At 38.8% G+C, this 24,614-nt stretch carries 20 protein-coding genes, 1 pseudogene and 1 riboswitch; of the genes and pseudogenes, 4 read left to right on the top strand and 17 right to left on the bottom strand.

The window, feature by feature from the left end:
• Window positions 1-29: 29 nt before the first annotated feature.
• Window positions 30-611: a helix-turn-helix domain-containing protein gene (locus LG273_RS03525; protein ID WP_404457754.1), complete on the bottom strand. Its 582-nt coding sequence runs from the start codon at window positions 609-611 to the stop codon at window positions 30-32.
• A 771-nt stretch (window positions 612-1,382) separates the two neighbouring features.
• Here LG273_RS03525 and LG273_RS03520 point away from each other — a divergent pair.
• Together LG273_RS03520 and LG273_RS03515 are read left to right on the top strand one after the other, a co-directional pair.
• Entirely contained in the window at window positions 1,383-1,547 is a 165-nt protein-coding gene (locus LG273_RS03520; protein WP_404457752.1) for a hypothetical protein, read from the top strand.
• Between the two features lie 192 nt (window positions 1,548-1,739).
• Window positions 1,740-2,315 carry a hypothetical protein gene (locus LG273_RS03515; protein WP_404457749.1) on the top strand — a complete coding sequence of 192 codons (576 nt, stop codon included), beginning with the start codon at window positions 1,740-1,742 and terminating at the stop codon, window positions 2,313-2,315.
• Window positions 2,316-3,190: 875 nt separating this feature from the next.
• On the opposite strand, the gene LG273_RS03510 is transcribed toward LG273_RS03515, so the two are convergent.
• The 16 genes and pseudogenes from LG273_RS03510 to LG273_RS03435 form a co-directional block, all read right to left on the bottom strand.
• A protein-coding gene (locus tag LG273_RS03510; protein ID WP_404457746.1) for an IS3 family transposase occupies window positions 3,191-4,752 on the bottom strand; the annotation gives its coding sequence in 2 pieces (ribosomal slippage) (window positions 3,191-4,092 and window positions 4,092-4,752; 1,563 coding nt in all).
• A 306-nt stretch (window positions 4,753-5,058) separates the two neighbouring features.
• Window positions 5,059-5,988: a tyrosine-type recombinase/integrase gene (locus LG273_RS03505; RefSeq protein ID WP_404457743.1), complete on the bottom strand. Its 930-nt coding sequence runs from the start codon at window positions 5,986-5,988 to the stop codon at window positions 5,059-5,061.
• A 161-nt stretch (window positions 5,989-6,149) separates the two neighbouring features.
• On the bottom strand, window positions 6,150-7,685 hold the full coding sequence (gene guaA, locus LG273_RS03500; RefSeq protein WP_404457740.1) for a glutamine-hydrolyzing GMP synthase: 1,536 nt from the start codon (window positions 7,683-7,685) through the stop codon (window positions 6,150-6,152).
• Between the two features lie 132 nt (window positions 7,686-7,817).
• A riboswitch (purine riboswitch) is annotated at window positions 7,818-7,919 on the bottom strand.
• A gap of 45 nt (window positions 7,920-7,964) precedes the next feature.
• Window positions 7,965-10,169, bottom strand: a complete 2,205-nt coding sequence (locus tag LG273_RS03495) for a transglutaminase domain-containing protein (protein ID WP_404457737.1) — start codon at window positions 10,167-10,169, stop codon at window positions 7,965-7,967.
• The gene (locus LG273_RS03490) at window positions 10,166-11,434 is read right to left on the bottom strand and encodes a DUF58 domain-containing protein (RefSeq protein ID WP_379562376.1); all 1,269 of its coding nucleotides are present in this window, start codon (window positions 11,432-11,434) and stop codon (window positions 10,166-10,168) included. The genes LG273_RS03495 and LG273_RS03490 overlap by 4 nt, the downstream gene beginning before the upstream one ends.
• Window positions 11,434-12,393, bottom strand: a complete 960-nt coding sequence (locus LG273_RS03485; protein WP_404457734.1) for an AAA family ATPase — start codon at window positions 12,391-12,393, stop codon at window positions 11,434-11,436. Before LG273_RS03485 ends, LG273_RS03490 begins: the two co-directional genes overlap by 1 nt.
• 284 nt (window positions 12,394-12,677) lie before the next feature.
• Window positions 12,678-13,070, bottom strand: a complete 393-nt coding sequence (locus tag LG273_RS03480) for a KGG domain-containing protein (protein ID WP_404457731.1) — start codon at window positions 13,068-13,070, stop codon at window positions 12,678-12,680.
• A gap of 107 nt (window positions 13,071-13,177) precedes the next feature.
• A pseudogene (locus LG273_RS03475) lies at window positions 13,178-13,438 on the bottom strand (KGG domain-containing protein); the annotation flags it as partial.
• A 124-nt stretch (window positions 13,439-13,562) separates the two neighbouring features.
• Window positions 13,563-13,727, bottom strand: a complete 165-nt coding sequence (locus tag LG273_RS03470) for a hypothetical protein (RefSeq protein ID WP_404457728.1) — start codon at window positions 13,725-13,727, stop codon at window positions 13,563-13,565.
• A 32-nt stretch (window positions 13,728-13,759) separates the two neighbouring features.
• Window positions 13,760-15,016: a hypothetical protein gene (locus tag LG273_RS03465; RefSeq protein WP_404457726.1), complete on the bottom strand. Its 1,257-nt coding sequence runs from the start codon at window positions 15,014-15,016 to the stop codon at window positions 13,760-13,762.
• A gap of 168 nt (window positions 15,017-15,184) precedes the next feature.
• Window positions 15,185-16,729 (bottom strand): AbgT family transporter, encoded by a 1,545-nt coding sequence (locus tag LG273_RS03460; RefSeq protein WP_404457723.1) that lies wholly within the window; start codon window positions 16,727-16,729, stop codon window positions 15,185-15,187.
• Window positions 16,730-16,895: 166 nt separating this feature from the next.
• The gene (locus tag LG273_RS03455) at window positions 16,896-18,389 is read right to left on the bottom strand and encodes an amidase family protein (RefSeq protein WP_404457720.1); all 1,494 of its coding nucleotides are present in this window, start codon (window positions 18,387-18,389) and stop codon (window positions 16,896-16,898) included.
• A 60-nt stretch (window positions 18,390-18,449) separates the two neighbouring features.
• Window positions 18,450-18,608, bottom strand: coding sequence for a hypothetical protein (locus tag LG273_RS03450; RefSeq protein WP_404457719.1), 159 nt, complete (start codon window positions 18,606-18,608; stop codon window positions 18,450-18,452).
• 4 nt (window positions 18,609-18,612) lie between these two features.
• Complete coding sequence (locus LG273_RS03445) at window positions 18,613-19,794, bottom strand: Ger(x)C family spore germination protein (protein WP_404457716.1); 1,182 nt, start codon at window positions 19,792-19,794, stop codon at window positions 18,613-18,615.
• The gene (locus LG273_RS03440; RefSeq protein WP_404457713.1) at window positions 19,781-20,896 is read right to left on the bottom strand and encodes an endospore germination permease; all 1,116 of its coding nucleotides are present in this window, start codon (window positions 20,894-20,896) and stop codon (window positions 19,781-19,783) included. The genes LG273_RS03445 and LG273_RS03440 overlap by 14 nt, the downstream gene beginning before the upstream one ends.
• Window positions 20,897-20,902: 6 nt before the next feature.
• Window positions 20,903-22,447 carry a spore germination protein gene (locus tag LG273_RS03435; RefSeq protein ID WP_404457711.1) on the bottom strand — a complete coding sequence of 515 codons (1,545 nt, stop codon included), beginning with the start codon at window positions 22,445-22,447 and terminating at the stop codon, window positions 20,903-20,905.
• Between the two features lie 147 nt (window positions 22,448-22,594).
• Here LG273_RS03435 and LG273_RS03430 point away from each other — a divergent pair, with 147 nt between their 5' ends.
• Complete coding sequence (locus LG273_RS03430; protein ID WP_379562387.1) at window positions 22,595-23,605, top strand: DUF3231 family protein; 1,011 nt, start codon at window positions 22,595-22,597, stop codon at window positions 23,603-23,605.
• A gap of 1 nt (window position 23,606) precedes the next feature.
• Window positions 23,607-24,614, top strand: coding sequence for a DUF3231 family protein (locus tag LG273_RS03425; protein WP_404457708.1), 1,008 nt, complete (start codon window positions 23,607-23,609; stop codon window positions 24,612-24,614).

Below are 24,614 nucleotides of genomic sequence, written 5' to 3'. Positions count from 1 at the left end.
AACTTTAACAATTTGACAGTAATAATAGACTACTGATCCCTGTCTTTCTTTACCATTTTTGAAGCGTCCTCAGCCATTTTAAAAGACTCAATTTGTTCTGAACCTAGTAGTAACTTGGTAAAGTGTTCAATTAAGTCAATATGTGAAATAGAATCTTCCTCCAAGACTCCCACCAAACTATTTAATAACATATAATTTCTTACAGCTTTCCAGTTAAAGTCCTCATCTTCTAATCTAGTACCCCCTTCAAACAGCTTTTCCATTCTTTGGAACAGTCTCTTCTCTTCTAACTTATTATTGATTCTATTTATTTCATCCTGCTTACTAAAATAAGGATATTTACTTCCTTCAGGAAATATATATTCATTTTCCATTTGTAACTTTGCTTTTTCAATTTCCAGCCTTTCTACTTCATTAAGTTCCTGCTCCCCTTTAGAAAAATATGTTGAGGGTAGGTTAAACATTTTCGCTAAAAGTTCTAACCTCTTTGGTGGAATATTACGTTTACCTTTAACCCAGTCATTTACTGTTTGCGGGGTGACCTCCATTTCTTTTGCAATATCCGTCATAGTGACTTGGTAAAACCTAGCAATATATCCTAATGCTTTCACTATATAACCACCTTCTATAATAAGACTTAAATTTAAGCCTAAAACTCATAACAATGATATCATCGACTTAAAATTAAGTCAATAATTTAAATAATTTCAATAAAATATTGGTTTCATCTAAACGTTGATCGATCGGAAAGCTATAACAGAGTGTCCTTTAGACTGTATTATTATAACTCCTATTGTAGAGTGAAAATCACGTAAGAATATTACCATTTGAAGTATATTAGATACCTTTACGCACAATGGACTTACACCAGGTTAGTGATCAAATGTGGTAATTTCAAGTCGATCGAATAGGGCAATTTATAGCTCGGTCTCTTATTTTGAATGTACTTGCAAAGATTAGATTAAACATTTGTGATACTTTGCCCCATCTCTTTTTTCATGAAGAGATAATAGTGGAGAATGGAGTAAACCAATGAGATCTAAGGATAAATATATAAAAAGATTATAAAGTCTTGTGTAGAATTATTGACATGGCACTAGGTGACACTGATAAACAGTATTAAGGGGATGGTAACTAAATGATTAAAATACACTGCTCTATGTGTCGTAAAGAGTACCTAGATGATGATCTAGTTTGCTTAGATCATTATTAACACAGTAAGGCACCTAAACTGTAGCGACAGACAGTCCATACGTAAAGATGCAAGGACATTTAAAGAGATGGTACACAATACGATTTTTTTAAAACACTTAGAAAAAAAGTTTGAATGGATGCCCCTTCTACTTCCCATTTACGATTATAGGGCTAGGGGGGATTTTATTATGGAGAAAAAATTACATGGAAATATTGCTGGGTTTGGTACATTGAAAGATTACTATGATGAAGATTTTATGGATACAGGGATGAGTGAGCTTGTTTTAAGAAGTGAGCTAACTACAAAGGAGTGCGAGCGGTTGTGTGCGGGTTGTCTTGTAACTTTGTGGTAATAAATATGAACTTCTAACTATTTTAGGAGAAGCTATTTAACAAAACTTACTATAAAAGTCAAAATGTTTTAACTCTAGTATTATACGTACTAGCCTATTTAATACAGGTTCCCTATATAATACATCTATTTACTTTTATTTACACACTATCTTGCCACTTTTTTAATATTTCACTCCATGTTAATGTTTTAAATGTATTACAAAATTCAAACACTTGAAGGGGTTTTCATGAAATTGAAAAATTTTGTCGCGTCATTATGTTTTATGGTCTTCTTAGGGGTAGCAGGGATTACAGTCAGCGCTGAAACAAATGACGAAATCTTGAAGGAAGCTAACAAGGTTGCAGAGGAACATGGTTTAGAAACTACAGACACTAGCGAATTCATAGGTGAAAGATTAGAATTCGATTCTGTTGAGGAGTTTGAAACATTCTTACAAGAACAAGAAAAGTTAGAGCAGCAAGAATCTCAAATTCAACTTTTCGCAACAAGTAATCCATCATATTGTGAAAAGAATTTAACTGGAAAGATTTGCGTAGAAGGAACAGTAGAAAGAACTTCGAGCGGTATGATAACAGGAGTAAGTAATGTACATAGCTATCAATCCGGGTTTATTTTTGGAATCACTTGGAACGAACTTTATACTGATTACTCTTACTCTACTAGAAGTGGGTCTTTATGGGCCGTCGGAGAAAAAACTTACGGAATAGCAATTGAAGGTATTCCGGCTGGATATGTTAAAAGACATACTATTACAAGGAATTTTTAAGGGGTTTTAATGAATGGGAGAAATGAATTGGTTTGATGCAGGTTTCCAAATTTTTTTCCTGATTTTTATTATTGCTGTAATAATACTGGTTGTGAAATTAATAAAGAGGAACAAGAAAAGTTAAGGAAGATTAGAAGGTCACTACTAGCATAAAATTGCTTCTAGTGACCTTTTTTAGTTACATATCTTCCACCGATTAATGAAATGATATTTATGTTTGGATTCTAACAGACTTTTCTATAATTAAATTGAGGTTATCCTATAAACCAATTAATAAATGATAATTCACCGAATCACAATTAAAACAGGGAGCATGCCCGTGAACTATGCAAAGGTCATAATGTAAATATCTATTGGAATAAATTAGTCCATGTTAAAGCGTTAACGCAATGCGACCATAAATATAGTTAAGCGCCCGTTAATTGTTAAATATGAATTAAGGGTAAAGTCTTATAGCTTAAAAAGAAGATGGCTGGTAACCAAGAACTAATACTAATATATCGCTCAATATTGAAAAAATAGCCCCCACATCAGGAGTGAGGACTTTATTATTTAGTAAAGACCAGCTGTTATATTTATACCGTAACCCTCTAGCTACTTCAGATCGACGAAATCCACTACTTAAATCGCAAGTATATTACCAAGGTTTAGTTGCAAGAAACAACGGTATTAGGTCTAAATTGTCATCGAATAGATATACTACCTTTATTGCCAAAGATAATCCCTTAAAATGAATTCTTCGATTTTCATTTAGCCTATATCATAATGCTTGTTACCATACATAGTCTTGTTATAGTATGTATAAAAATAAAGTAACCACCCTGCCCACCAAGTGAACTGACCCCTGTCAAGTAGACAGTACAAATAATAAAAAGTTAGACGGCTTTGGCTCTATATTCAAGAGGGCTAAGGCCGTTTAGACTTTCCTGGTAACGTCTGCAATTATAAAAGTTGATATACGCCTCGATTGCTTCTTTCAACTCCTCGAAGGAACTATACGTATTCAAGTAATACTCTTCAGATTTTAACATACCCCAAAAAGATTCCATCGGACCATTGTCAATGCATTTTCCAACACGAGACATACTTTGCGTCATTCCAGCTTTTTCTATCTTTCTTTTAAATGTTTTAGACGTATACTGAAAGCCACGGTCGCTGTGAAATAGGGGTCCAGCTTCTGGTTCCACTTTTAAAGCTTTATCAAAGGTGTCAAAAACTAATGAGTTGTTATTTGATCGACCAATGACATAGCTGACGATAGATCCGTCATGCAAATCGAGAATGGCGCTCAAATAAGCTTTAGACATCTCCCCATACTTGAATTCCGTGACGTCTGTTACCCATTTCTCATTTGGGTTCTCAGCTGTAAATTCACGTTTCAACTTATTTTCGGCGACATGCTGCGGTGTCGATTTGATATAAGGTTTTCGCTTTTTTCTGATAACAGCCTTAATGCCTGCAAATTTCATGAGTCTGTATATTCGTTTGTGGTTGTATTGATGACTCAACCGACGGTTGACGTTTATTTTCATCCGGCGATAACCATAAATGCCGTTGAATTCTTTATGCACGGCATATATTTCCGTTAGAATTTCTTCATTTACTTTCTCTTCTGTAGTGGAGATCCTATTTACCCATTTATAGTAGGATGAACGCGCAATTCCCGCAACTTTACATAAAAGCTTCACTGAAAACCCTTCTTTTTGATGCAGTTCCTTGATAGCTGTAAATTCCTTCTTTAAACGAACTCTACTTAACGATCCCTCCTTTCGATCTCTTTCAACTTTTTTAAATAAGCATTCTCCGCTCTTAGTCGTTCGTTTTCTTTCTCCATCCTCTTCATTTCGAACTGTGTTTTTTCCTCATGCGTCAGTTCTTCCTCTGTTTTGTTTCTTCCACGGCCGTCTTTCAGACCGTCTGCACCCTTAGATTCGAATTTCCGCACCCACTGATACACCTGCTGGTAGGAGACCTCATATAGTTCGGCTGTGCTTTGATAATCCTTTCCCTTGGCAAGGCAGTCTAGTGCGATATCAATCCGTTCTCGCCATTCTGTTTGTCTACCTTTGGTCATAGTTTCTGTCCGCCCTTTCCTGTTTCCGTTCATTTCACTATGACCATTATACTTTTTAATCCATTGTCTTAAAACTCTTGGGTCCGAAATCTCATATTTTCTAGTGACATCCCTTAAGGAATAGTTGCCAGATTCATAGTCTTTAATCGCCGATAGTTTTAACTCTTTTGGGTACGTTTTCTTTGTTCTATACTCCTTCAGGCCATTCACGCCATATTTATTATATTTTTCTTGCCATACTTTAACCGTCTTATGGTGCGTATTATAAAAAGAACAGATATCACTCAACGAATACTCTTCTGATTCATATGCTTGTAGAATTTCAATTTTTTCTTTTAAAGGTCTACTCCTTTTTTTGCCCATAAAAATACTCCCCTTAAGATAAACAGATTTTTGTTTTTTAATCTGTCTACCTTAAGGGGAGCATATCAAAGCTTGAGTGATTACTTTATTTGTGTACCATAACAAGTACCACCTTGCTAATGGTTGACCGACTTCAATTGAATTATATATTCTTATATTTCGAATTGCAAGAAGACAGTTGCATTTTACTTTAAGAGTAACTTAATAAATATAGTTTGCTAACTTCAGGGTGGTCCTCCTCTCCTCCATAATAAAAACCATGTTAATCTATCACTCTACTCTGTTGGGTTGAGTTCTATGAGAAGGTTAAATGTTTGTATTGTTCAAGGGACTGTGTAATCGTCCAATCTCCAATATGCTATCCTGTTCTAATCCTCTTAGATACTTGGCGGTCATTTGAGTATCATAATGACCTAACAATCTGCTTAAGCTATACACGTCAATACCATTACGTAACTGCTTCTGTGCAAAATAATGGCGACAATCATGAGGAGAACAGCGTATTTCTTCCCGCACCCCTGCATTTTTACAATGCTCCTTTAAAATCTTGTTAATACGAGAACGATGTAATTTCATAGCACATTGGTCTAGGAAATAGTAATCCTCCACTTCCTCTGGGTATTTATGGTTGAACCTTTCTTGCTTTGCTCTTTCAAATTTTCTCATATACTTTCTCATTGTCTTACTGATATATACTAGCCGTTGCTTAGAGCCTTTACCATAAATCAGTATAGTTCTCGTGGTAATATCGTTGTTCTTTATGTTACATAGTTCTGATACCCTTACACCAGTATCAAAGAGCATTATTAAAATCAATTTATCTCGGATATTATAGTAGGTATCTTCTTGCACATCATTAATAATTCGTTTCACTTCACTGTCGTTAAATGTGGCAATGACCCGCTTTTCTTCCTTCATGCTCCTAATTCTTCTCATCGGATTGTCTAATTCGTCCAAAAATTCCTCATCAACTAAATAATTGAAGAATACTTTGAGTGTTGCGATGTTGTTGTTAATTGTAATAGGCTTTTCTAACCCTGCTTGCTGCCGCTGTTGGATATATTTTTTAATATGGATTGCTTGTACATCTTCTACTTCCTCAATCGAAAACCCTGTTTGCATAAATTTATTCCACCGACTAAGCCTCCATGAACAAAGATCAATATATTTTGGTTTCCTCCCTTCAATTTGCTGATTAAGTTTAAAATCCTCCAGTAGATCAGTTATTCTAGTCATGAAAAAGACCCTCCTTTTTTCACAAACAATGTGATTAAAAGAGAGTCTCATTTTGAAATACTATTGTTGCGGGTGAACAGCTATCCTGTTCACATCCAAACCCTTTAAATCATTGATACGACTGCTTTTACAGCACTTTTCATCACTCGAAAATTAAGAGTCTACTCCCACTCAATCGTAGCTGGTGGCTTGCTCGTAATGTCATACACTACCCGGTTAATGTGTTCTACATCGTTTACAAGGCGTGTGGATACTCTTTCAAGTACGTCCCACGGAATTCTTGCCCAGTCAGATGTCATGCCATCAATCGAGGTCACTGCTCGGATTCCGATCGTGTGATCATAGGTACGAGCATCGCCCATGACACCAACACTTTTGATGTTTGGAAGGACGGTAAAGTATTGCCAAATATCGCGGTCAAGGCCCGCATTTGCAATTTCTTCACGTAAAATTGCGTCAGACTCACGAACAATTTTTAATTTTTCTTCTGTTACTTCCCCTAAAACGCGAATAGCAAGACCTGGTCCAGGGAAAGGCTGACGCCATACAATACGGTCAGGAATTCCCAGCTGGGAACCTAACTCACGCACTTCATCCTTGAATAATGTGTTCAATGGCTCAATTAGCTCAAACTGCATGTCTTCAGGCAGTCCTCCAACATTGTGGTGGGACTTAATCGTTTGAGCGGTTTCTGTACCACTTTCAATAATGTCTGTGTAAAGGGTTCCCTGTGCAAGGAAATCCATATTCTCTAATTTCGCTGCTTCATCGTCAAATACATAAATAAATTCGTTCCCAATGATTTTACGTTTTAGTTCCGGATCATCTACACCTGCTAATTTTGAAAGGAATCTATCTTTCGCATCAACTTTAATAATATTCATATGGAAGTCATCTGCAAAAACCTTCATAACGTCATCTGCTTCATTTTTACGAAGAAGGCCATGATCAACGAAAATACAAGTAAGCTGATCACCAATTGCTTTGTGAATTAGAGCCGCAACAACAGAAGAATCGACGCCACCGCTTAACGCACATAATACATTTCGGTCGCCGACTTTCTCTTGGATTTTCTCTACTTCCATATCAATGAAGTTTTCGATCGTCCAATCTCCCTCACTCTTACATACTTCATAGACAAACTGCTTTAATAAATCATTCCCATATTCAGAGTTGCGAACCTCTGGATGGTATTGCACACCATAAAGCTTCTTAGCTGGCTGGCTCATCGCTGCAATTGGGGTAGAGGGGCTTGTTGCGTCAACTTGGAATGACTCTGGCACTTCAATTACTTTATCGCCATGGCTCATCCACACTGTTTGCTGCTCTGGAGTTCCCTCAAACAGGACTGGTTGATCTTTTAAATCAATAAGCGCTTTTCCGTATTCACGGTTTTTCGCTTTTTCCACTTTCCCTCCGTAATGCAGAGCCATTAATTGCATGCCATAACAAATACCGAGGATTGGAATATCAAGATCGAAAATACCTTGGTCACAACGGAAGCTATTTTCATCGTATACACTATGCGGGCCACCGGAAAGAATAATTCCTTTCGGGTTCATTCGCTTAATTGCTTCTGCTGTAAGCTTATGTGAATGAAGCTCACTATAAACACCAAGTTCACGAATTCTTCTCGTAATTAGTTGATTATACTGACTACCAAAATCAAGCACTAGAATCATTTCATTGTTTTCCATTTGCTTTCTCCTATCTGTGACTATTTTAAATCCCGATTAAGGCGTTTTGTTATAGAAAAAGCCCGGACTTCTCAGCTTCCCACAGCTAAAAAGCTGCAAAAAGGCAGAAATCCAGGCTTCTTGTACACATACCTATAGATATTCTGCCTTCATAGTCAGAGCATTTACGGTGCTCCGGTAGAAACTTTCGATCCATATTATCGAGGATATACGAAAGGCATATGATTTATTAATAATATAGTTAATACTTCCCTATTCTACTAACCTTCCTCAGGCAGGTCAACCTAATATCCGTTTAATTAAATCTTTCCATAATTGTGTTAAATCCTGTCCCTGTGCTTCACTATACTCATTTTTGTAGAGCATTTGCTCATAACGATTGGTTAACTTTTTCATATCATCTGTCTGATAAGCTTTATCTACCTCGTAAGCATACTCTCGTAAAGTTTGGTCAGGGTGCTTGACTACACCACGATGGTTTAATAGTTTAATTAGAAAATGATAGGCGTCTTGGAATCCTTGTGGTCCGGCTGTTCTATCAAGTTTTTTGGCGACTAACTTGGATTGCCAGCGAAACCTTTTCCGGTAAGCAATATAAAGAAGGACCCCAATTATAATCGCTAGTAGCACAATGTACCACCAACTAAATTGGAAAGAGAAACTGTCATTTCCATTCACAGGGCTTGCTGCTGTTTCAGTATCTTCCTCTTCCTCCACATCCTGTTCAGGCTGCTCTCTTTCCTCAGGTTGTTCTGGTGCTTCGAGCGCATCGTTTTGTTCAAGGCCAGAGCTATTATCTAATTCAGCCTGAAAATCAGTAGGATTCGAAAATCCTTGTGTAGGCTCAAACGGGACCCAACCAATTTCTGGGAAGTAAACTTCTACCCATGAATGAGCATTAGCATTGGTTACTTCATAGAGATCTTGTTCCCCGTTTTGTCCTATGTTGTGGTCCTTTATCTCACCGCTTGTAAAGCCCTTCGCCCATCTCGCGGGTATATCCAATGATCTCAAAAGAACAACCATTGAAGTGGAGTAATTATCACAATAGCCAACCTTTGATTCGAACAGAAATTGATCCACATAATCTTCATCTTCTTCAGGTACCGGAACGTCCGTTGTTTGATACGTAAATCCATTTGCTCCGAAGTACTGTTCTACTGCTTTCACTTTTTCGTATCGTGTATCAAATGCTTCCGTTATTTCTTCCGCTAGCTCTCCTACCCTGTCAGGCATATCAGGTAATCTCGTATATTGATCATCAAGAAACGGGTCATTATTACCAGCTTCTCGTAAATCATCTAACGAAAATGTTGGCTGTTGATAAAATAAACTGTATCTGTCTAGACTTACATCCTCACCATTAATCCTTGGCTGTATAGCAGTAGTCTCCACATCATAGAAAAAATCAGGCATATCATACGAATAGGCACTAGTTATACCATATGGGTGAACTAACTTTTCAATAGAAACATTACCAAGAAATTCAACTTCCGCCTCACGCGCTTCTGTTTCTACACTAGGAAGAAAGGTACGTGCTATCTCCCAATCCGAGGAGTTATCCAGTTGACTGTAACCACCGCCAGAAGAACTTTCCCAGCCTTTTCCTGTATAAACATCCTTGCTTTCAATATGCCAATAATGGTCTGCCTCTGCCACTGCTTCAAAAACTGGGGTGTGATCCTGAACAAAGGAGCCTCCTAATCGTGAATCATCTTCTCCATAGCCCACCTTTTGGATACCACCGCCATATCCCGCATTTTCTGCCGTACTTTTTATAAACGGGACAGGGTCAGGCCACTGTGGTTCAAGCTTTGGAGCAGCAAATCCAACTAATGTAGAAAAAAGCACAACCCCTATTAGAGGAAGGATCCATATCGGCGTTTTTCTTACTCGGTTTACGCGAATAGATTCCCTGTTTAGTTCTTTCATTAAATTCGCCATACCTAATGCAACAAAAGCAAGAAAGAATGTCCGGACAATGGCCATCCCTCCATCATAAATGGTAAAGGTATCCAGCACTGCTAAATAAATAAAGGTTAGAAGGATGAATAGCAGTACACGCTTCATCACCACAAACCAATAATGTAACAGATAGCTCATCAACCAAATAAGCAGAAGGAAAAGACCACTGCGAAACAAGGGGGTAAGAGCATACCATTCTCGTCCAAAGAGAGCAGACAGATTATGCATCGCATCCTGTAGTAACAGACTAAACCACTCTGGTGACAGGAATCCTGCTCCGACAAACAAGAAATTCAGCACAACTAGCATGCCACCCCCTTTTATCAGAAAGGAAACCCACCATTTTAATTGAAAAATGGACACCGTAAAGCAAACCACTGCATACATTACGAACAGACTAAGTCCAGCTGTGTCAGTAATATCCCTTAATGGATACAACCATTCTAAAAAAAGGAAGAAGCCACAAAGGTAAAGCAACGCGACATAAAACGATGTTTTTTGATCTGTGTTACTTCTCATAAACGCCCCACCTCTAACGGGTTTGTAACAAACTCATCCTCTGTAAGGATACAAAAGGAGATTCCCTCAAACCGATACTTATCTATTGTATTCCGCTCTACGTCTGAAATAAGCTCGGAAGGGGTGACAAATAAAACGATCACACGCTTCATTCGTTGCTTTAGTTTTTTTAACATATCATGAAATGCTTGATCCATATGCCTGGTAATTAACATCACCGTATTACCGCTGTTCAACTTAATTAGTTCTTCTTTTAGACTAACGGAGAAAGCTTTACTTCCTCCTGGCTGTAGCCTTGTTAAATGCTGACGGACAACCTCTTTTTTGGTTGGTTCATTGTTTACAGGAACATGTACGGCCGTTTCTCCAATTGTGAGTAACCCTACTTCTGTTCCTTGTTTATGGAGTTCTTCCATAAGAGAGAGCGTTAACTCCATCATCGCATCATAGGTTACATGGTTGTCATTTACATACAGGCAACTGTCTACTACAAGTAATATCTCGGTACTCTTTTCTTGTTCAAACTCTTTCGTAATCATCGTGTTTTTCTTAGCTGTTTGCTTCCAGTCTATCCAAGAAAATTTGTCCCCTGGAACGTATTCCCTAATTCCTGTTGCCACATTTGTGTTTTTGAGATGCATAGACTGGGAAGTTACGCTCCCTTGACCGAAGTTACTAGCTTGTTTAGCCATTTTAACTGGCCTTGCCTGCGGCGAAGCGATTATCTGATCCTCTACGGCAAAAGTGTGCTCCTTTTTCACCAGTCCAAAAACATCCCCAGTCCGTATACGAATATGGCGAAGCTGGTGCTCCCCACGAGGAATCTGTTTCATAGAATAGTTCAGTGCAAACTCCTTTTTAAAATAGGGAAATACAATTCTTTTAATCTCCCGTTTTCTCAATAACTTATCTGGGTTTTTCATAAAATGGTATTTTTCCTTACGACTGTCAATTCGGTGGAGCGAGTCAGGAAAAATTTCTTCGCAAATACAATAATAAAGTGGAAAAGGAACGGAGCGTCTCACATGGATGGTAACATCTACGCCGCCCCCTGCTTGTAAGACATGATGGGACAGGTGTCTAGACACTGTCCAGTTACGCATTGGGTACAAAAGCAAACTGATATGATAGATTCCTATTGGCAAAAAGGAATAAAATAAGAACCAGCTTACAAATCCTCCTTGAAACATTGCATAGGCAAATAATACAAGGATGAGAAACAAAGCGAAAACAAAATTTCCGATAAACTTTACGTTCTCCCTCATTAAGTAAATTCCTTTCGAATCGGTACATGGACGTTCTTCACTATAGAATCCATGATCTGTTCACTTGTTAAACTGTCATACTTTGCTTCTGAGGTTAAAATAATACGATGAGAAAGAACGTACGGAGCAAGATACTTTACATCATCGGGAATAACATAATCTCTTCCGTGGATATAGGCATATGCCTTCGAAGCACGCATTAATGCAATTGATCCACGTGGACTTACGCCTAAATAAATAGCAGCATTGGCACGTGTACTTGATACTAGATTAAGAATATAATGCTGGACATTTTTATCAATATAAACATTCTTAACCTCTTCCTGAATTTGAACTAATTCTTCACGGCTCATAACTGCATGTATGGATTCAATGGGATGCTCTCCAGCGGTTCGCTCAAGCATTTCTAGTTCTTCGGCAAAAGTTGGATAGCCCATTTTCAATTTCAAAATAAATCGGTCTAGTTGCGCTTCAGGTAAAGGATAGGTTCCTTCATATTCAATAGGGTTCTGGGTTGCCATTACAAAAAAAGGTTGTTGCAAAGGAATTGTGTTTCCATCAACGGTTATATTCTTTTCTTCCATTGCTTCAAGAAGTGATGACTGTGTCTTTGGAGAGGTACGATTAATTTCATCCGCTAAAATAATATTGCCTAGAATTGGGCCTCCGCGAAATTCAAATTCAAGTTCTTTTGGATTATAAATAGAGATGCCTGTCACATCAGAGGGTAGGAGATCTGGGGTGAATTGGATTCTGCGAAAGTCACAATCCAAAGATTTTGCCAAAGTACGCACAAGCATTGTTTTCCCAACACCTGGTACATCCTCTAACAATACATGCCCCTGGGCTAACAAAGCTACCAAGCTTAGTGTTGCTGCTTCCTCTTTTCCAATCATTACCCTTCTAATATTTTCGAGCACATGTCCTATTCGTTGGTTATAAACAAATGTTTCCTGCATTAATGATAAACCCCTCTCTGACTCATCCATAATATGTTGCTCTACATAACGTAAGTAAGCCTACGGTACATACTATAACTATACTAAAAAAGACCTATGAAGGAAAGGACTCTGCTATAACAATACCTTCCTATTATATACGATTTCATAGTTTCGCATACATACAGGTAAGACTCGTTTACGCTTTACTCTTTGTACACATAAAAAAGAGAGAAGCATATATTCTGCCTCTCTCTTTCTAATCTTATCTATTGACACTTAAATTTGTTGTTGTTAGTCTGGCGTTACTGATTATTGTTATTGGCGCGAGAATTACCGCCTTTTTGGCCAATATCTTGATAGAATTCTTTGTCATGGTTGCGGGAAGTCGTTTTCCCGCCTTTTTGGCCGATTTCTTCATAGAATTCTTGATCATGATTCTTAGAGGTGGTTTCTCCGCCTTTTTGACCAATTTCCTCATAAAATTCTTGGTCATGTTTCTGAGAAGTTGTTTCTCCGCCTTTTTGGCCAATATCTTGATAGAATTCTTGATCATGGTTTTGGGAAGTTGTCTCTCCGCCTTTTTGGCCGATATCTTGATAGAATTCTTTGTCATGATTTCTTGCTGTCTTATTTCCGCCTTTTTGACCTGCTTGTTCACGAGACATCTTTTCATTGTTGTTATTGTTTCTTGCCATGTTTAACATCTCCTCTCAAGTTTTGGTTATTAAAACGGTCTTTCTCATTTCTTTCCCTTTTCAGTTAGCTTGTCCACTATCAAATAACTATTCTATTAACTATTATTGTCGTTTTGACGGGCTCTTTCCTTACCGCCTTTTTGACCAATTTCTTCATAGAATTCCTGATCATGATTACGAGAAGTTGAGTCGCCGCCTTTCTTCCCGATATCTTGATAGAATTCTTTGTCATGATTACGTGCGGTTTTATTTCCGCCTTTTTGACCGATTTCTTCATAGAATTCCTGGTCGTGATTTCTTGCTGTCTTATTTCCGCCTTTTTGTCCTGCTTGTTCTCGGGACATTTTTCCATTATTGTTGCTAGCCATCTTAACAGCTCCTCTCAATAATTTTTGGCTTTATATTGCCTACAGTTAGTGTGATTCCACATATATATTATATTAAACATCCTGAGCAAAATCTTTTTCCTTATTCTTTTCGCCCCTTGCCATATCAAGGTTTCTCAATCTTTTTTTTAATTCTTTCTAACACTTTATCTGCTGCATTATCCTTTTCTTTCTTTTCTTTATCTTCCAGTTGAAAATCTTGCCGATCTTTCGCGGGAATGTGAAAATACTCCTCATTCTCTGATTTACTACCAAGGATCACGGTTTTCAACTCCTTCCTAAGATGATTACTATCTCTAAAAGCTAGTTGTTCAAAACAGGATCGATATAGTTCTTTCGCTTAACCCAGACAAAACCATCTCCCTTTGTTATGACCGCAACATCTACTGGAGGACCTACCGACTCAGTAGCTCGAGAAACTCGTCGCTTGAAAGAGGTTAAATTTACTAATGCCTCTGCCATATCAGCCAGTTCTTCCTTAGGAAGGGAACGAACTATTCCCAGTAAGGGGGAAATATAATTGGTTTGTCTGTACTCATCCACAGCATCTTCTATGGACTCATATACATCGTTACCCATTTTTTCCATTTTGCTAACCTGATCTTTTGTTAAGGAAAGTTGCAAATAATCTTCTAGCTGCTGATGGTATGTGGAAAGTACTTTATGGACAATGCCCAGGATGGCATCCTCCATATTTGGTTCAATTCCCCCCATGAATGAATCAACCATCTCCCTTTGAGCAAATGGGGTAATCGATGCCGTTCCGCTATCTCTTCCATTGGAATAACTAATCTTTTTCTCTAATACCTTCTTATATTTTAATTGCCCAAAGACAAATCCTTCTAGCCGGTAGTTTAATAGCTGTGGAAAGATCTCTTCCTCACCAAAACCCGCGATAACCAGCCCAGTACTCCCGGCACTAAAATGATCTTTTTGAATGGCCTCAAAAGCTAGCTTGGCAAGCTTTTCACTTATACTTTCGGGAATTTCATATGAAATAAATTCATCGTTTACTTCCTGAATTACAGTTTTAAATTCCTTTTTGAAGTCATCCAGCTGCATTTCAATATAAATCTCTTGCTTTTTCTCGTACATCTTTTGTGCTTTTTCAATATGTTTGTCTAACACCCTTGTTGCATCCTTGTTCGTTAACTCTTTCCCTTGCTGCCTTTCTTCTTCCATTTCTTCTTCAACGTCTTTTATTAACCGTTTCAAAACATCAAAATAGGAACGGTAAATAATAACTTCTTCCATATCTTTGATATTAAACCTTCCATCCTGCTTAATGAACGCAAGGAAATCCTCCATATAAGATGACAAGTAACGAAGCTTTTTCTCGCCTACGTAATCTCGGTACGATTTAATAATGACATCCCATGGCACTTCCATAAATGAAGCCGCACCATAAACCATGATTCCAACTGAATGAGCACTTGAAATAGAGAAAAGCTTATTTGCTGAATTGTAAACTTTCTGCACGCCATCTCTACCACTTGTTATCGCACTATCGGCTGCCAATGACATCCCCAATTTATTCATAATTGCAACCTCTGCAGTCATGTGTAATTCCTCCTTCCTCTTTCTTTTTACCCTTTATCACTGTAGGTAATGACTTAAACAAAAACAAAGTGATGCTTTATCATCATTTTTAGACCACAAAAAAAGTCGAACGTATTCGACATAACAGCTTTCGAATCGTTCGACTTTATTTTCTATTTTCTTATTTTATTAATTTGGATATTCAAGCGGTCCACCTGGTCCTAGTGGGATACCTAGTAACATCCAAACGATAAGCATAATCGTCCATCCGATAAGGAAGAAGATTGAATAAGGAATCATGGTAGAAATTAGTGTACCAATCCCCATTTTCTTATCATACTTCTGTGCGAAAGCAATAATAATTGCGAAGTAAGTCATTAATGGCGAGATAATATTTGTGGTAGAGTCTGCTACACGATAAGCCATTTGCGTCAACTCTGGAGAATAACCAAGTTGCATCATTATCGGAACAAAAATTGGTGCCATCATCGCCCATTTTGCTGAAGCACTTCCTATAAATAGGTTTATAAATGCAGTTATCAAAATGAACATTAAGATGAGTGGAATTCCTGTTAAACTAATGCTATCAAGGAATTCTGCTCCATATACACCTAGCACAAGCCCCATGTTAGATTCATTAAAATAAGCCACAAATTGACCAGCTGTAAAGGCAAGTACTATAAACATTCCCATTGAAGCCATCGTATCTGACATTTGCCCTGCTACATCTTTGTCATTACGGATTGTTTTTGTTACCATCCCATACACAAGTCCTGGAATGAAGAAAAGAATCGCAATGATAGGTACAAGAGAGCTCATGAATGGCGACTGAACGATCTGATCCATTGTGCTTCCTTCTGTTCCACGCATCGGGGCATTTTCTGGAAGGACAAGTAAAGCTGCCAGTACTAGGCCGACTACAAGCGCAACCCCTGACCAGATTAAACCTTTTTTCTCAATCGGCTTTAATCCATCTAGGTTATCACCTTCTGTTGTATCCCCTTTATAGTTTCCGAGACGAGGTTCTACAATCTTTTCCGTTACCCATGTACCAATCAACGTAAGTACGAAAACAGATGCAGCAATAAAGAACCAGTTCATTGCAATGTTCATTGTTTCTGCATATGCTGGGTCAATAACAGAAGCGGCTGCAATTGTAAGCTCACCTAACATTACATCTGTTCCAGATAGCAATAGATTTGCACTAAAGCCGGCAGAAACACCTGCAAATGCCGCTGCAAGACCGCCTAGTGGATGTCTGCCTAGCGCAGCAAAAATTAAGGCGCCTAACGGAGGTAGTACTACATAACCAGCATCAGAAGCAACACTGGACATAATACCAGCAAAAACAAGACCTAATGTAATAAAGCGATTAGGTACAGATAACACGAAGCCACGTAGCAGCGCACTAATCAATCCAGTTCGCTCCGCTACCCCAATACCAAGCATTGTCACAAGTACAACGCCTAGTGGAGCAAAGCCAATAAAGTTATCCGTCATACTGGAGAAAATGTATTGAATACCCTCTGCGTTAAGCAAATTGGTTATCTCAACCATTTCCCCTTCTTCTCCTGGGTGTTCTACACTAATTCCTACCTGAGAAAGTACTGCAGAAAGCACTAACACAAGCAATGCTAATATTGCGAATAATGTGGCAGGATGTGGTAGTTTATTTCCAAGAAATTCGATACCATCCAGTGATTTCTGGAATAGACCTTTTTTTGTTTTCCCCATATATTCCTCTCCCTCTTCTTTATTACCATATGAGTAATATTCTGAAAATAACGCCAAATTATAGGCGCAAATACTATTATAAAGGCTCTGTCCTTAATTTGAAAGCGTATATAAATAAAACTAATACTATCATTATTCTTAAGATTAAGACGGGTATTATCCCTACCTACTCAAAATACGGATTATGGGACATACCTTGCCATAAAGAAGAAGATTCAATAGCTTTGGCAAGCTGGAGTAATCGATGCTCTTCCCCTTTTCCTGCCATGACCTGTACACCAAGCGGCAATCCTTTTTCTGTAAGATAAACAGGCACAGACATTGCTGGTTGACCAGTCAGATTAGAGAGCTGGGTATATGGACTATAGGTCAGGCTCGGTAAAAACATTTCGTAGATAAGCTCCTGACGCTTTACACCCCTCGCTTGTAACATTTGTTCTCGCATGGACTGTGCATCTTCTGCTGATGCTGTTAACTCTCCGATTTGAGGTGCTGGAAAAGCAGTGGTGGGAGTTATATAGAAATCATAGGTTTCATGGAAAATGGCAGTTTGTGCAGCAGCTACATCCCATGATGCTAAGCTTGAAGCATATTCTGCAGCTGAAACATGCTTCCCTGCTTGATAAAGCATCCATGTCTCTAGTTCCATGTCCGTTTCCGCTAGTTCTCTACCTTGTATTTTCTCAAAGGGTTTCATCACAGACGTTATCTCGCCAGCATTCATAATATAATAGTTTTGCATCAGTGAGATACCATCAATATCCGGTTGCTGTTCTTCGACAATATATCCTTGTTCTTCCAGCCATTTCACTGTCTGCATAACAGCATGTTCTGCTTCAGCTGACACGGGAGTTCCTACTGGTGATACAGTAGAGAAAGCAATTCGTAGCTTTTTGTCAAAAGGCTTTTCAAGGACATCCTTGTATTTATGTGGATACAGTGGTGTTTGAAAGGCTGCTTCTGGTTGTACAGTTTGCAGTACATCAAGCATCATTGCGCTATCTCTTACACTTCGGGTCAAAACAAAATCAATTGCCGCTCCTTGCCACTGCCTTCCGACTCCTGGGCCAACAGGTGTACGGCCCCTAGTTGGTTTTAACCCAAATAGTCCAGTAAAAGAAGCAGGAATTCGAATGGATCCTCCTCCATCACTCGCTCCAGCAATTGGCACAATACCTGCAGCTACAGATGCTGCAGCACCTCCACTTGAGCCTCCTGGCGAATGATCCGTATTCCACGGATTTCTTGCTGGCCCATATAATACCGACTCTGTAATATTCTTTAAAGCAAATTCTGGTACATTGGTATGACCTACAAATTGAAAGCCGGCATTACGAAACTCGCTGACAAAATTAGCGTCCTCATTCGCTACCTGATCCTGCAACAATTTAGAAGCCGAAGTGGATTTCTCCCCAGCCAGTCTTTGGGTGGCTTTCAGTAGAACAGGTACACCTGCAAAAGGCTGTGCTGCCGAGAAAAAGCGGTCCGCCTCTAACAAGGCCTTTTCCTTTCTGGAATGAATAACAGCATTCAGTTCAGCATTGACCTCTTCCAAGCAAGAAAAACTTAGTTCTAAAAGTTCACTTGGTTTCACTTCCTTGCGATGAACCAATTCAGCCAATTCCCAGCCGTCCATCTTTTTGTATTGTTGAATATCCATGTAGTTCCTCCCCTTTATTCAATCCTTTCTTTTCATTGTACATTACCCTATTTCTGGATACTATCTGTCTTTTTTATCATTTGTTTTCTTCCACTCTGGATCCCCTTTTTCATGTAAGCTTGTATTTATCAGATATATAATAAATGGTATGAAGAAAGCTAAGGAAGCGTTGAAAAAAACAAACCACCCAGGAAGCTTATCTAATATTGCTTGAATCAAGTCCTCACTCTCCTTCTTGTATTTTTATTCGATCAGATGATCCCACTCTATCTATTTCTACGTTCGGGTTAACTTGAATGGTAGCATTCGAAAAGTAGTTTTCCCCTTTTCCCCAATTGTCCTTCACCTTTTGCCAAAAATCATAGTGGGATTCATAGAGCGTTTTGCTGATTCCAAGAAAATCGGTGTGAAGCTCCTGTTGTGCTTTTTCTATCGTTTTTGTGGTTAGCTCCTTTACTTTGGCTTCCGCGGCTCTTTCAATTTTCTTCACATACTTTTCCTCTAAAACACTCTTCTCACCAAAATGCTCCGCAATATTCCCTTTTATTTCGATGTTTATATCGGCCTTTACAGTAGGCAGTTTTTTGCCTTTCATTTTAAGTTTTTGATTGATTTGCATGATCTCTATCGCTACAAGTTCTCCATCCACCTCTATTTCGAGCACGCCACCTTCCGTGCTTCCATCCATAAAACCTAATCCACTAGTTTCTTCTTCATTAAGGGAGCCTACCATTTGGTTTGTTTCCCCTTTTATCACAACCACTCCACCATATTCGGCTAGAGGGCCTTTTCTTTTTATAACTGGAAGTACATAACTTTGCTGATTCAAAATTTGCTCTTGAACTTGCCCAATGTGTGTCGGTTTAATGGTACTCGTATTATTATTTGTACTTTCCATTAAATCGTCCAGATACATTGCTGGTACATCAACATTCTCTGGCTTTGACTCCAATATTTCATTCGCCTCTCCTTCTGTTACTACTAAGCGAATAGATCTTCGCATCGCATGATCCCGAATATAAAAATCCATAACATCTGAGAACAAATGCGGTTGTTCTATTACTTCACTCGATATAACAAGTACTTTTAAATGTTGGTAAAATGGTACTTGACTATTAATTTGCGAAAACTTTCGGTTCGTTCTAAACAGACTGACACCACTTTCTGAAACATTCATAAACGCTTTATTCCCTTTTCCGGCTTGGGTAATGGACCCTAATCCCGATGGAATAACAAACTGGTTTGTCATCATCACTTCATATTCATTTTCAGATTTTTGATCTACTAAGTCGATTGCTGTTCCTACGATAAATCCGCGCTCTTCAATATCAATTCTGTCCCAACAGCCAGCAAGGAAAATTGCCGTAATTAGGAGGAGAAATACCTTTCTTTTATTTTGTCGCAAGCTTTTTCTTCCTCCTATTCTTAATTTTGGATAGCAGGAATAGAATCACCGCGATACCAGATGTAGAAATGACCCCAAAATATCCAATGAACGTCCCAAGCTTCCCGACTTCTAGGGCACCTTCAGGGATCATTCCGATAATGTAAATGATTGGTGCCAGCATGAATAAATAGGTTAACTTTTTTAACTTAAAGAGGGACTGAAATGCATAGATCGTCACATCAACTGACATTGCGGTAGTGTTAAATATTGACATAAGCCATATAACAAAAAAAACGGAATCAAACCGTTCAAAAACTCCACCTGGTATCTCAATCTCTTTGGCCAGCTCAATTAAAGGATACACAAGGTTTGATGTAACAGCATTCCCAAATACGCCCAAGTTAATAAAAAAGATAAGAAGATAGATAGAGATAACGATAAGCATTCCATAAACGGACGCTTTAGGGGATTTTTCTGTATCCTTCACAAGTGCAATATAAAAGAATAGGATATTAAAGCCGACAAATGCCAGCCCACTAACTTCAACAGCTTTCATTTGGTCCATTATCCCTGTTTTAAATAAAGGGAATAAATTTTCTAACTCAAACCAGCCTAGGGAAAATAAAGAAAGCACGATGGTGATTACGACAATAATTGGGAAAAATAGCATATTAAGCCGAAACAGACCTGCACGAGAACCCGCCACTGCATATACAACCACGAGAAGGAAGGTCAGGGAAACAACTTCCACAGGTGTTCGATCAAAGAGATATGTTTTTGCAATGTCTGCGATCACCCTTATTACATAGGCACTTAGCAATAAGCTTTGGAGAATAAGGATAATGGTAAAAAGAATGGCTACAGGTTTTGTCACAAGCTTTGAAGCATAGGTAAGGAAGGACTCTCCTGGATAACTTGCAGCCACTTTGGCCGTCAGCCATGTAATAATGGTAACTACAAGACCCGCTACTAAAATTGCGATCCACCCATCCGCGGCAACTGTAAGGGTGGCAATCTCACGCGGCAATGATAGAATCCCCACACCAACAGTAACAGCTGGTAATGACATCATAATTTCCCGCGAGCTAATGCCCTCATCCGCATATTTGAAGTCTTTCAACCTTCTCTACCTCCTTAAGTTCCCGGACCTTTTATCTTTGGATTTTAAACTTTCGGGCCGTTTATTTAACATCGGAATTGGTGCTCGTAACACCATGTCTCTCCAGTCTTTGATAAAGGTTGGGGAGAATGGAGCAGAATAAGGAATGCCCATGCTTTTCAAATTAACGATGTGTATGTTGATCATAATGTAAACTAACACGATTCCATACAATCCAAGTACAGCAGCAGCAAGCATGAAACCAAATCGAAGGAGTCGAAATGAGATTGCCACACTGTATAAAGGGATGGTAAACGAGGCAACCGCTGTAAGGGCAACTACAATTACCATAATCGGGCTAACAATTCCCGCACTCACTGCTGCCTCCCCAATTACGAGTCCTCCAACAATCCCAATTGTTTGCCCTATCGTTTTTGGCAATCGTGCTCCTGCTTCCCGTAATAACTCCATCGTGAAACCCATAATAATGGCTTCTACAAACGCTGGAAAAGGTACCCCTTCCCGTGTAGCTGCTATGGAAAAGGCAAGCTGGGAGGGAATCATTCCTTGATGAAAGGACACAAGGGCAATATAAAGGGCGGGAAGAAACATCGTTATAAACGCCCCGATATAGCGAATAATCCTTAAAAAAGTACCAATTAACCAGCGGTCATAATAATCCTCAGGTGATTTAAAGGAATTATCAATCGTAATTGGTGCAATTAAGGCAAACGGAGAACCGTCCAACAGAATACCTACCTTCCCTTGAAGGACAGAAGACGCCACTTTATCTGGACGCTCGGTATTATCCATTTGAGGAAAAGGGGATAAGTAACTATCTTCTATCCATTGTTCGATATAGCCTGACTCCATTGCACTATCCATATCAATAGAAGAAAGACGCCGATTAACCTCCTTGATTATGTCGGGGTTCACAATCCCTTCCATATAGCAGACGACCAGCTTTTTTTTTGATCGCCTTCCTACTTCACTTGTTTCAAAACGAAGGTTCGGGTCCCGAATATGTCTGCGGATGAGCACCATGTTTGTTTGTAGATTTTCTACAAAGCCTTCCCTAGGTCCTCTTATAACAGATTCAGATACAGGCTCTTCAATCGCCCTGCTCTCCCACTTTTCTGTCCCGAGCAGAAGTACTTCTGCTACTCCGTCTACATAGACAACCGATTGTCCAGATAGTAACTTATTGGTTAGTGTATCTAACGAATTTGTTTTCTCTATGCTACTAATACTAATGAGATCAAGCTGTAGCTGGTTCAACATTTCTTCGGGAGTTCTACTGTCTGATTCCTTTTCTCTGTTTCTTTGTAAATTTTTTAACAAGTCGTTATGTATATCCTCTGTATTACTCAAACCATTAATAAACACTACCGCAGCACCTACATTGGCACCGAGCATTAGCCTGCGTATAACCAGATCACCGGGATTGCCAAGCATTACCTGCAAATCTTGTAAATTCTTTTCCAGGTCAATTCCTAATGTAGTGGAAAAGTTTTCCCCAGTCGCATATTCCTGTTTCATTTTCCTTCTTCGAAAGATATTACGCCCCAACATGTCCCCTCCCATACAAGTATTGCTTTCCTTTTTTTGCCCGAAAGAGAAGAATTTTATACAGCTACAATCTACTCTTCTTCTCAAGCACGTATAACACGAAGCCTCTATGCCAAACTATACTCATCGGATTTAAGGAGGGATATTGTCATGCAACAATATATAAAGGCAACTGCTTCAGAAGTAGCCAACTTATGGACATCGTATATGAACGCCTCTTCTTCCAATGGTATGCTTTCGTATTTTAAAGAAAATGTAGAAGACGAGGATATTCGCGAGTTACTAAATATTGCTTATGATTTATCGGCATTTGCTTTAAAGACTACAAGCCAATTATTAACCGAGAGTGCATCTCCTGTTCCAAAGGGGTTTTCCGAACAGGACGTTAACATCACAGCACCTCGTTTATACACTGATACGTATACGCTGTTTTACGCGATAAACCTGCACAACCTTGTCATGACACACTGTGCTAACGGTATTTCACAAAGCTCCCATGAAGACATATACAATTTCTATACGGAATTGCTTAGAAAAGCTAATTCTCTGCATATGCAAGCCATTTCCATTGCACAAAAAAAAGGAGTATACGTCTCTCCTCCCAGCATTCCTACACCTGAAACGGTTAATTTTGTAAAGAAAGATAGCTTCTTAAACGGTTGGTTTGGTGACAAGCGTCCTTTACTTGCTGTAGAAATTGCTCAATTTTATGCAAATATTGAACGTAATGTCTTAGGTGCGGCAACGATATTAGGCTTTGCTCAAGTTGCTGAATCTAAAGATATTAAAGAATACTTATTAAAAGGGAATAACATAGCCAAGAAGCATGTATCCAACTTTTCGCACTACTTAGAGAAAAGCTATATTCCTGTCCCAATGGGCTCTGATAGCTATGTAACGGAATCCTCTCAGGTGAGTCCATTTTCCGACAAGCTAATGTTATTTTATACAATTGGCATGATCACCCAAGGAATTGCATTTTACGGAATGAGCATTGCGACGAATGCCAGACGCGATATTACAACCCTCTATGCGAAACTTAGTAGCGAAATAGCCCTATACGCAGAAGAGGGAATAAAGTTAATGATTCATAAGGATTGGTTTGAAGAGCCACCAAGAATGGTTGATAGAAAAGATTTAATTCAGAAGGGTAAAGATTAATATGGGAGAAAAGCAACTAAAGAACCGTCTCACCGCGTCAGAAGTATCCAACTTATGGGCTGCATATCAAAGCAATAGCGTTGCAAAGGTAGGATTAAGCTATTTTCTTAATCATGTTGAAGACCAGGATATAAAAGCACTACTAGAAGAGTGCAAATTACTATCAGAACAGGAACTTAAGGAAATTAGTACTCTTTTTCAAGCAGAAAACTACCCGATTCCCCAGGGGTTTACTGAAGAAGACGTTCAAAAAGATGCGCCACGCCTATTTTCCGATGCTTTATATCTTGAATATGTTTTTAATATGTTCATTATCGCATTAAACACGTATAGTATGGCTTTATCCGTTTCCGAACGGGAAGATGTCGTTACCTTTTTCTCCAAGTGTTTAGATTCGGCAAGAAAGCTCCATTTGAAGACGAAAATACTTACAAAAGAAAAAGGGCTACATGCCAAACATCCTCTTCTTCCTGTTCCAAAGGAGATAGAATTTGTAAAAAAGGACAGCTTTCTTTCAGGCTGGTTCGGTAAACGCCGACCTTTACTTGGCATGGAGATAAGCAATCTTCTTTTTCATTCAAAACGAAATGCACTTGGCCATGCGCTCATTACCGGATTTAGTCAAGTTGCTACCACCAAGGAGTTAAGAAGTTTTTTCGAAAAAGGGAAGGATATATCAGAAAAGCACTTAACTGTTTTTACGACACTGTTGCGTAACGAAAGCATGGATCAAGGTACAACCATGATGACATCAGAGGTATCGGTTTCTAAGACTGCTCCATTCTCGGATAAATTCATGATGTACATTGTAACATCCTTAATTAATTCAAGCATAGGCCAGTATGGTGTCTCACTATCTTCTAGTCCCCGACATGACCTAGGGTTACATTATACCCGCCTGATCGCAGATATTTCTAAGTATGCAAATGAATCGGCAAATATTTTAATTGACAAAGGTTGGATGGAGCAGCCACCTATTGCAGCTGACAGAAAAGAATTAGCGAAATAG

Origin of the sequence: Oceanobacillus kapialis (assembly GCF_044790185.1) — a bacterium.
Classification (GTDB): domain Bacteria; phylum Bacillota; class Bacilli; order Bacillales; family Amphibacillaceae; genus Oceanobacillus_B; species Oceanobacillus_B kapialis.
The sequence above is the reverse complement of the archived record's forward strand: the minus strand, read 5'-3'. Positions and strand labels throughout refer to the sequence as shown.